Source organism: Methylomonas sp. BG-2 (assembly GCF_057766305.1).
Window position 1 is genome coordinate 1 of sequence record NZ_JBYMAP010000170.1, and the last position, 8,621, is coordinate 8,621.

The 8,621-nt window shown below is 60.8% G+C and carries 5 protein-coding genes; 2 read left to right on the forward strand and 3 right to left on the reverse strand.

From position 1 onward, the window contains the following. Nucleotides 1-16 precede the first annotated feature (16 nt). The 3 genes from AC3B8H_RS15250 to AC3B8H_RS15260 all read right to left on the reverse strand — a co-directional run bounded on the left by AC3B8H_RS15250 (nucleotide 17) and on the right by AC3B8H_RS15260 (nucleotide 4,816). Nucleotides 17-1,222 (reverse strand): MFS transporter, encoded by a 1,206-nt coding sequence (locus tag AC3B8H_RS15250; RefSeq protein ID WP_488442398.1) that lies wholly within the window; start codon nucleotides 1,220-1,222, stop codon nucleotides 17-19. Nucleotides 1,223-1,308: 86 nt separating this feature from the next. After that, entirely contained in the window at nucleotides 1,309-2,460 is a 1,152-nt protein-coding gene (locus AC3B8H_RS15255; protein WP_488442399.1) for a PepSY-associated TM helix domain-containing protein, read from the reverse strand. A gap of 1 nt (nucleotide 2,461) precedes the next feature. Further along, on the reverse strand, nucleotides 2,462-4,816 hold the full coding sequence (locus AC3B8H_RS15260; protein ID WP_488442400.1) for a TonB-dependent siderophore receptor: 2,355 nt from the start codon (nucleotides 4,814-4,816) through the stop codon (nucleotides 2,462-2,464). A 589-nt stretch (nucleotides 4,817-5,405) separates the two neighbouring features. On the opposite strand from AC3B8H_RS15260, the gene AC3B8H_RS15265 reads away from it, so the two are divergent. Further along, nucleotides 5,406-6,530, forward strand: coding sequence for an aminotransferase class V-fold PLP-dependent enzyme (locus AC3B8H_RS15265; RefSeq protein WP_488442401.1), 1,125 nt, complete (start codon nucleotides 5,406-5,408; stop codon nucleotides 6,528-6,530). 121 nt (nucleotides 6,531-6,651) lie between these two features. Then, complete coding sequence (locus AC3B8H_RS15270) at nucleotides 6,652-8,244, forward strand: ABC-F family ATPase (RefSeq protein ID WP_488442402.1); 1,593 nt, start codon at nucleotides 6,652-6,654, stop codon at nucleotides 8,242-8,244. Nucleotides 8,245-8,621: the final 377 nt, after the last annotated feature.

Here is an 8,621-nt window from a genome sequence, read left to right on the forward strand (position 1 = left end):
GCTAAGCGGTCGCTGACTAACAGGCGTCGGCCAGTTCCGGTAGTCGCCGGCGCAAGCTCAAATAAACCGCCAAATAGCTTAACCAGCTCAACACCGCGAACAGCGAGCACACCTCAAAAACCGCCGCGTAATCGGCGCCGCCGGCCAGCAGCGATGCCGCTAAATTGGGCCCGCAAATTTGCCCCAGGCCTTGCGCGGCGGGAATCAATGACGAGAAACGGCCGGAGTGGTCGGCATTGGCGATGAAGGCCATTTGATAGACATCGATGAATATCCACAGCCAATTAAACGTCAACATCGAGACCGAGACGCTCGCGGTATTCATGCCCAAGCCAAGCAAGCCGACCGCTATTGCCATCAACAACAACGCAGCCAGTAGCGGTCGGGCCAAACCAAAGCGGTTGCTGATCCGGGTGGCCAGCAAGCAGCCCAGAATCCCGGCCAGCGAGCCCCACACCAACAAGCGGTTGATCCAATCCGGGGCGACGCCGGCCGAGCGGGCCGCCAATTCGATATAGGTCCAGTAGCCGCCGATGTTGGTGTAGGTCAGCAAGATCGCCAGCAGGCAAGCCCAGACCAGATAGGCCGGCACCCGGCGATGCTCGACATGGCGGCCGCTACCGTTCTCGACATCGATAACCACGTCCAACTGGCGGGACGGCGCATGGCGGGGCAGCCATTTCAACCCAGCCAGACCGAGGGCGTAGGCCGCGATGAAGCCGGCGTAAATGCCGTTCATCGACAATTGCGGCAGCATCTGCAATTCCAGCGCCTGGGAAAACGCGAACGCGAACAGCATTCGGTTATAGGCCTGGGCCGGTCGCGAAGTGGCGCCCAGATTGGCGACCGCCACCGAGGTATACAAGCCGCTGCCCAAGCCGGCCAACAGCCGCAGCATCAACGTGCTGGGGTAGTCTTGATAGCGCAGGCACAAGGCGTTGGCGACGATTACCGTCAGCGCGCCGAGCAGAACCAATATTCGGCGGTTGCCGCCGGCTATCGACAGCGAACCCAGCGCCGCGCCGGCCGCCAGGCCGCCCAAGTCCGCACTGGACAAGCGGCCGATCTGTTCCTCGGAAAAGCCCAGCAAGGCCACCCGCGCGGAACTGATCGCGGGTAAGGCCACCAGCACGCCGTAGCCGACCAGCGTCATATACAGCGAAACGGCGACCGCGCGCCAGTCGTCGAAAGGCGTGCGGGCGTGGTGCAGCGTAGCGGTCATCGGGTTTGTAGGCAATGGAAACAAAGCCGCGATTTTACAAGCATCCAGCGGAATATCGCGCTAGCGGTGTTAAACGCAAACGCCGGCTAGGGTACGCGGGTGTGGCGGCGCGCCCGGCATTTTTGCCGCCAGCGGATGAAACCGCTGACGTAGAGTATCGCCGGCACCGGGCCGCAGGCCATCACCAACAGTTGTCCGGGCAAGCCCAAGGCTTGGCCGCTGTGCAGGCCGAATTGCCAGGCGTGAAAGCGGTCGCCGGCGCTCAGGTTGGCCGGATCTCGGCGGTGCAGCAAGGCGCCGGAATATTGATCGATCGTCAGACTGTGGCCGGCCAAGGTCGGCGTCAGCTCGTCGCCGCCGAAGAAATCGACAACGTAAACGCCGTCCGTCGTGGTCGGCAATGCCAGCGTGGCCGGTTTGCCGCTGGGGAAATGGCGCCGCGCCGCCGCGACGGCGGCATCCACGGACAGCGCGGGGCCGACGCCGGGCGTGGAGCGTAAGTCGTCCGGCGCGGCGGTCAGCGGCGAAAAGTATTCGACGATGGCTCGGCTTGGCGCCGGAAAATTCATGTAGACGCCGGTAAACAGTAACGCAAGCAACACCACAAACCCGTAGCTACCGGCCAGTTTATGCAGATCGAACACCCGCCGCTGGCGGCTGGCGCCGGTCTTGGCCGTCAGTGCCGCGCGCCATTTGCCGGGATTCGGCCACCACAACACTAGGCCGCTCAGGATCGAAATCAATCCGATCAAGCCGATGCCGCCGACCAGGGTTTGGCCGGTTTCGCCCAGCCAGAACGAGTCGTGAAAGCGGTAAATCACGGTCATGAGCGGTCCGTGCCAACTGCAACAGGCGGCGAAGTCGCCCCACAAGCGCTGGCCGACCACGGCGGCAGTGTAGGGATCGACGAAAATTTCGTAGCTGTCGGGCGATGCTGGCGATTGGTAACTAAAGCGGAAGGCTTGATCGGCGCGCTCCGGAAACGTCAGCCAGTCCAGCGGCGCGGTATCGGCCGGTACATAGGCCCGCGCCGCCGCGACGATCTCGGCCAACGGCCGCGCCACCGCGCCGGGCGGAACCGCTACCCGCGTCAGCTCCCGATTCAGCCAGGCATCCAGCGGCCAGCCGAACACGATCAGGCTGCCGCTGAGGCCGATCAGCGCCAGCGGCAGGCCCAGCGCCAATCCCAGGTAGCGATGCAGCATCAACCAGAGGCCGCGCAGGCGCCGGCGGTTCATGTCAGTACTCGATGCGCAGCGAGCCCATCAAGGTGCGCGGCATGCCGTAGTGGATGACCTGGCCGCCGTTGCTGCCGGAGTAATAGGTCTTGTCCAGCAGGTTGTCCACGTTCAGCTGCAGGCTGGCCCGGCTGCCGCCGATTTTGAGTTTATAGCCGGCCATCAGGTTGAAGGTGGCGTAGCCGGGCAGGGTGTAGCTATTGTCGAAGTCGCCCTTGCGGTTGCCGATCGCGGTTGCGCCGCCGCCCAGCGTCAGGCCGTTCAGCTCGCCGGACTGGAACTCGTAGGTGGTCCACAGGCTGCCGTTGTGGCGGGCCACGTTGGGATTGCGCTTGCCGGTTTTGCCGAGCGTCACGTTGCCGTTGCCGTCGTCGGCGTAATCCTTGGTGACTTCGACGAAGGGGGTGTAGGCATAGGCGCCGATGATTTGCCAGCCGGGCAGAATCTTGCCGGCCAAGTCCACTTCCAGGCCGCGACTTTCCACTTCGCCGATGGCCACCGAGCGATTGGTGTTCAACGGATCGACGGTCGGCATGTTTTGCTTGGTCAAGTCGAAATAGGCCAGCGTGCCGGTGAAGCGTTCGTCCCATAGTTCGGTTTTGACGCCGACTTCCCACTGCTGCGCGGTTTGCGGCCGAAGCGGTTTGTTGTCGCTATCGAAGGCGTTGGTCGCGCCGAAGTTTTCGGTGTAGCTGCCGTACACCGACAATTGCGGAATCGGCCGCCACAGCAGACCGCCGCGCGGGCTGACCCGGTCGTCGACATAGCTGCTGAACGGCGCGAAATTGTCGGTGGTGGTGGCGTTGTCGTAACGCAAGCCGCCCAAGGCGTGCAGGTTGAAAGGCAGTTTGACCTGGTCCTGCAAATAGACGCCGTACCACTCGGTCAGGCTGCCGTATTGCCCGGCATCACCGTCGGCCAGCGACGGTCGGCTCGCCAAATGGCTGGGCTGGTAGACGTTGATCGGCAAGTCGCCTACATAATCCGCGTAGTTGGCCACTTCGTCCTGCTGGTAATAATCGCCGCCGAGTAACAGCGTATGCTTGGCACCCCAGGTGTCGAACTTGCCGGTCAGATCGACGTTGGTGAAATAGGTGTTCATCGTGTCGGTTTGCTGACCGTAATAGCGGCTGTCCACGCCGTCGCCGATCCAGCCGTTGCGGCCCAGGTAGACCTCGTCCTCGGTGACCAGTTGCGTATTGAAGCGCTGCTTGATATTCCAATCGTCGTTGAAGTCGTGCGACCAATTCAGCCCCACCAAAATCTGTTCGTTATTGCGCTTGGCCCAGGCTTCGCCGAGATTGCGTTCGCGCGGCAGCAGGATCGGCTTGCCGTTCAGCGGTGGAATGCCGATGTCCACCGGCGAGCGGATGTTGGCATATTCCAGCTCCAGGCCGACGCGGGTGCGCGGGCTGATCTCCCAGAGCAGCACCGGCGCGACGAAGATGTTCTCGTTCCGGTTGAATTCCTTGAATGAGTGGGCGTCCTCGTAGGACAAATTCACCCGGTAGCGCAGCGATTTGTCGGCCGTCAGCGGGCCGGTGGCGTCGAGCGCGGTGCGGTAAAAATCATAGGAACCGAATTGCTGTTGTAGCGAATAATAGGGATCGGCCAGCGGTTGCTTGGTGACGACATTGATCACACCGCCGGGATCGGCGCGGCCGTACAAAATCGAACCGGGGCCTTTCAGTACTTCCACTCGCTCCACGTTGGCCATTTCCCGTGGCGAAAACAAACCCATCCGCAAGCCGTCGCGGTAGGTGTAATAGCTTTGAAAGCCGCGCAAGTTAAAGCTTTCCACCGTTAGGTTGCCGGCCGGCTCGCGAGTTACGCCGCTAACGTTTTGCAGCACCCGTTCCAGACGCACGCCTTGCTGATCCTCGATGACTTGTTGCGGAATCACCTTGACCGAATACGGGGTTTCGATCAGCGCGGTATCGGTTTTGGTGGCGGTCGCGGCGGTGGGGCGGGTGTAATCCGGATTGTACGGGTCGGTGCTGTCGTAGACGGCCTGGGCGGTGACGGTCACCGCGCCCAAAGTTGAAACGCCGTCTTTACCTGCTGGTTTTAACGTGACGGTGCCGTCGGCGCCGATGCTAAAGCTCAAGCCGCTACCGGCCAACAACCGGCGGACCGCTTCCGCCACGGTGTACTCGCCTTGTAGCGCCGGACTGGTCTTGCCGGCGGCCGATTGCTCGGCATACAACATCGCCGCGCCGGATTGCGCCGCCAACTGTTGCAGCGCCGAGGCCAGGCTTTGCGCCGGTATGTTGAAACGATGGGTGCCTTCCTCGGCGTATGCCTGGGCGCAAACCAGCGCAATGCCGGCCGCCAGGCGTTTAATCGTCGGTGTCATGGTCCTGTTCTCCATTTTTGGGGTTGTACAGGCATAGACGCAGCGGATTTAAAATCCCGCCAACGGAGACGATTGGTTTTTCGTCGAACTAACGGTCATGAAGACTTGGCGATCATCTGGGCAAATGAAATGCGTCGCTCCCACCATGACTTTCAGAGTAACGCTCATTAAAAGGTTTTCGCCCCGGAGAATGAAACCCATGGGCGTAGGAGCGGCTTTAGCCGCGATTGACGGCGCGCCGACACCGGTGCGTCCGTATTATTTTGCCAATGACTTTCAGAGTAATTCAAAAGGCTTGCACAATCGCCCCAGGCCGCTTCGCAACGCCGCGTGATCAGGCCTCTCATCCGGCCTTCCAGCCGATCCGCGAACGCCGAAACTCGAAGTGGCCCGCATCTTGAATACTTTTTATGTCAAGTCGCGCTAAGATGGCCGGCTTGCTCTGCCCGTGTCCGCGGTCCGGCTGCTGCCGTCGCGTCGTTGCCCCGCCCGAACCGGGGAGGGCTGGCGGCGGCGAGCCCGCGCGGATTGTCTGGAATCCGACAAAGTCGAATGCAGTTGAAGATTAACTAAACGAGGAGATGAAACCGTGCCTGGATTATTAGCCCATGTCGATCCGGATGGCTTGTTGGAATATTCGGTGGTGTATACCGACCGAGCGACCAACCACATGTCGGCGGTGTTTCAGGAAACCCTGCGCGACATCTCGCGCATCCTGAAAACCGTTTACCGCGCCGAGGCGGCGATCGTCGTGCCGGGCTCCGGGACTTTCGGCATGGAGGCGGTGGCCCGCCAATTTGCGACCGGCAAAAAATGTCTGGTGATACGCAACGGCTGGTTCAGTTACCGCTGGACCCAGATTTTCGAGATGGGTGAGATTCCATCCGAAGCCGTCGTGTTAGCGGCGCGGCCGAGCGAAGACGGACCGCAACCGGCGTTTGCGCCGGTGCCCATAGACGAAGCCGTGGCGGCCATCGCCCGCGAAAAACCGGATTTTGTGTTCGCGCCGCACGTGGAAACCTCGGCCGGCATGATCTTGCCCGACGATTATTTGCACGCGCTGGCCGACGCGGTGCATGCGGTCGGCGGGCTGTTTGTGCTGGATTGCATTGCCTCCGGCACGGTCTGGGTAGATATGCAACAGCTGGGCGTGGACATCTTGATCAGCGCGCCACAGAAAGACTGGAGCGCTTCGCCGTGTTGCGGTTTGGTGATGTTGGGCGCCGCGGCCCGCGAGCGTATCGACGCGACAACCAGCACCAGTTTTGCCGCCGACCTGAAAAAATGGCTGCAAATCATGGAAGCTTACGAGCAGGGCGGCCATGCCTACCACGCGACAATGCCGACCGACGGTTTACGCGGATTGCGCGCGGTGATGCTGGAAACCGAAGCCTACGGTTTCGACAAGGTCAAACAGGAACAGTTGGAATTGGGGCGGCGGGTGCGCGACTTATTGGCCGAACGCGGCTTCAAATCGGTCGCCGCGACCGGTTTTGGTGCGCCGGGCGTGGTGGTGTGCTACACCAGCGACGACGACCTGAAGACCGGCAAGAAATTCATCGATTTGGGCTTGCAAATCGCCGCCGGCGTGCCGTTGCAGTGCGGCGAGGGCGCGGATTTCAAGACCTTCCGGCTCGGTTTGTTCGGTCTGGACAAACTGCAAAACCTCGATCGCACCGTGGCGACGCTGGCGGCGGCCTTGGATAAGTTGTAAGACTCGCCGCCGGCGCTTTCCCGGTGCCGGCGGCGGATAGGACCGGCAACTCTGTTAAAATGCCGCTCCCTACTTTTTCCGGCCGGGCCAGCCCCAGCCATTCTATCTAACGGAAATTTTCTTGATCTCTACAGCTAACATCACGATGCAATTTGGGGCCAAGCCCCTGTTCGAAAACATTTCGGTCAAATTCGGCAACGGCCATCGCTTTGGTCTGATCGGCGCCAACGGTTGCGGCAAATCGACCTTTATGAAAATTCTGAGCGGCGATTTGGAGCCGTCGGCCGGCAATGTCAGCATCACGCCCAACGAACGCATCGGCGTGTTGCGCCAGGATCAATTCGCTTACGAAGACCGGCGCGTGTTGGACGTGGTGATGATGGGCCACGCCGAAATGTGGGCGGCGATGTCGGAACGCGACGCCATCTACGCCAACCTGGAAGCGACCGAAGACGACTACATGCGCGCGGCCGAGCTGGAAGCGGTGTTCGCCGAATACAACGGCTACACCGCCGAATCCCGCGCCGGCGAACTGTTGCTGGGCCTGGACATCCCGCAGGAACAGCATAACGGCCCGATGAGCGCGGTCGCGCCCGGCTGGAAACTGCGGGTGCTGTTGGCGCAAGCCTTGTTCGCCGATCCCGACATCATGCTGCTCGACGAGCCGACCAACAACCTGGACATCAACACGATACGCTGGCTGGAAAACGTGTTGAACGAGCGCGAATCGACGATGGTGATTATTTCCCATGACCGGCACTTCTTGAACAGCGTCTGCACTCACATGGCCGATCTGGATTACGGCGAACTTCGGGTTTACCCAGGCAACTACGACGACTACATGACCGCCGTGACCCAGGTCAGGGAGCAGTTGTTGGCCAGCAACGCCAAGAAGAAGGCCCAGATCGCCGAGTTGCAGACCTTCGTCAGCCGGTTTTCCGCCAACGCCTCCAAGGCCAAGCAAGCCACCTCGCGGGCGCGCCAGTTGGAAAAGATCAAGCTCGACGAAGTCAAGCCGTCCAGCCGGGTTAACCCCTTCATACGCTTCGATCAGACCAAAAAATTGCATCGCTTGGCGGTGGAAGTGGAAAATCTCGCGAAAGGCTACGGCGAGCAACCCTTGTTCGAAAATCTGAATCTGATGATCGCCGCCGGCGAACGGGTGGCGGTGATCGGTCCCAACGGTATCGGTAAATCCACGCTGCTGAAAACCCTGGTTGGCGATCTGACGCCTGATGGTGGTGAAGTCAAGTGGGCCGAAAATGCCGACGTGGGTTATTTCGCGCAAGACCATGCCGACGATTTTGCCGAGGATCTGACCTTGATCAATTGGATGGGGCAGTGGCGCAAGGAAAGCGACGACGATCAGGTGATACGCGGCACGCTGGGCCGTTTGTTGTTTTCGCAGGACGAGATCAATAAATCGGTGAAGGTACTGTCCGGCGGCGAACAAGGCCGGATGCTGTTCGGCAAGTTGATCCTGCAAAAAAACAACGTGCTGGTGTTGGACGAACCGACCAATCACCTGGACATGGAATCGATCGAATCGCTGAACATTGCGCTGGAAAACTACCCCGGCACATTGATTTTCGTCAGCCACGACCGCGAGTTCGTCTCGTCCTTGGCGACCCGCGTCATCGAACTGACCCCCAACGGCATTATCGATTACCAAGGCGAATACGAAGAGTATTTGCGCAGCCAGGATATTGCTTAAGTAGAATCGTTCGCCGTCGCGGCCGGCCAAGTCCGACGCGTGTCGCCCGGCCGCATGGGTGCCGCCGACGCCGCAACCCTTCCATCGGCGTGGAGGGTTTCCACGGTGAGCAGTGCTGGATTCGGATGTCGAACGTGGAAGTTTTGTAACGCCGTCTACGTCAAACTGTAGCAACCCTGGAGACATTACGACCGTCAAACGTATGGACAATGTCGGCATGGTCGTGGAAAACCTCGACGCCGCGGTCGAGTTTTTCGCCGAACTCGGCCTGATCCGCGAAGGCCGCATGACCATGGCCGATGAATGGGCCGGCCGCGTCACAGGTTTGCCGGGCCAACGCGTCGAGATCGCGATGCTGCGTACCCCCGACGGCCACG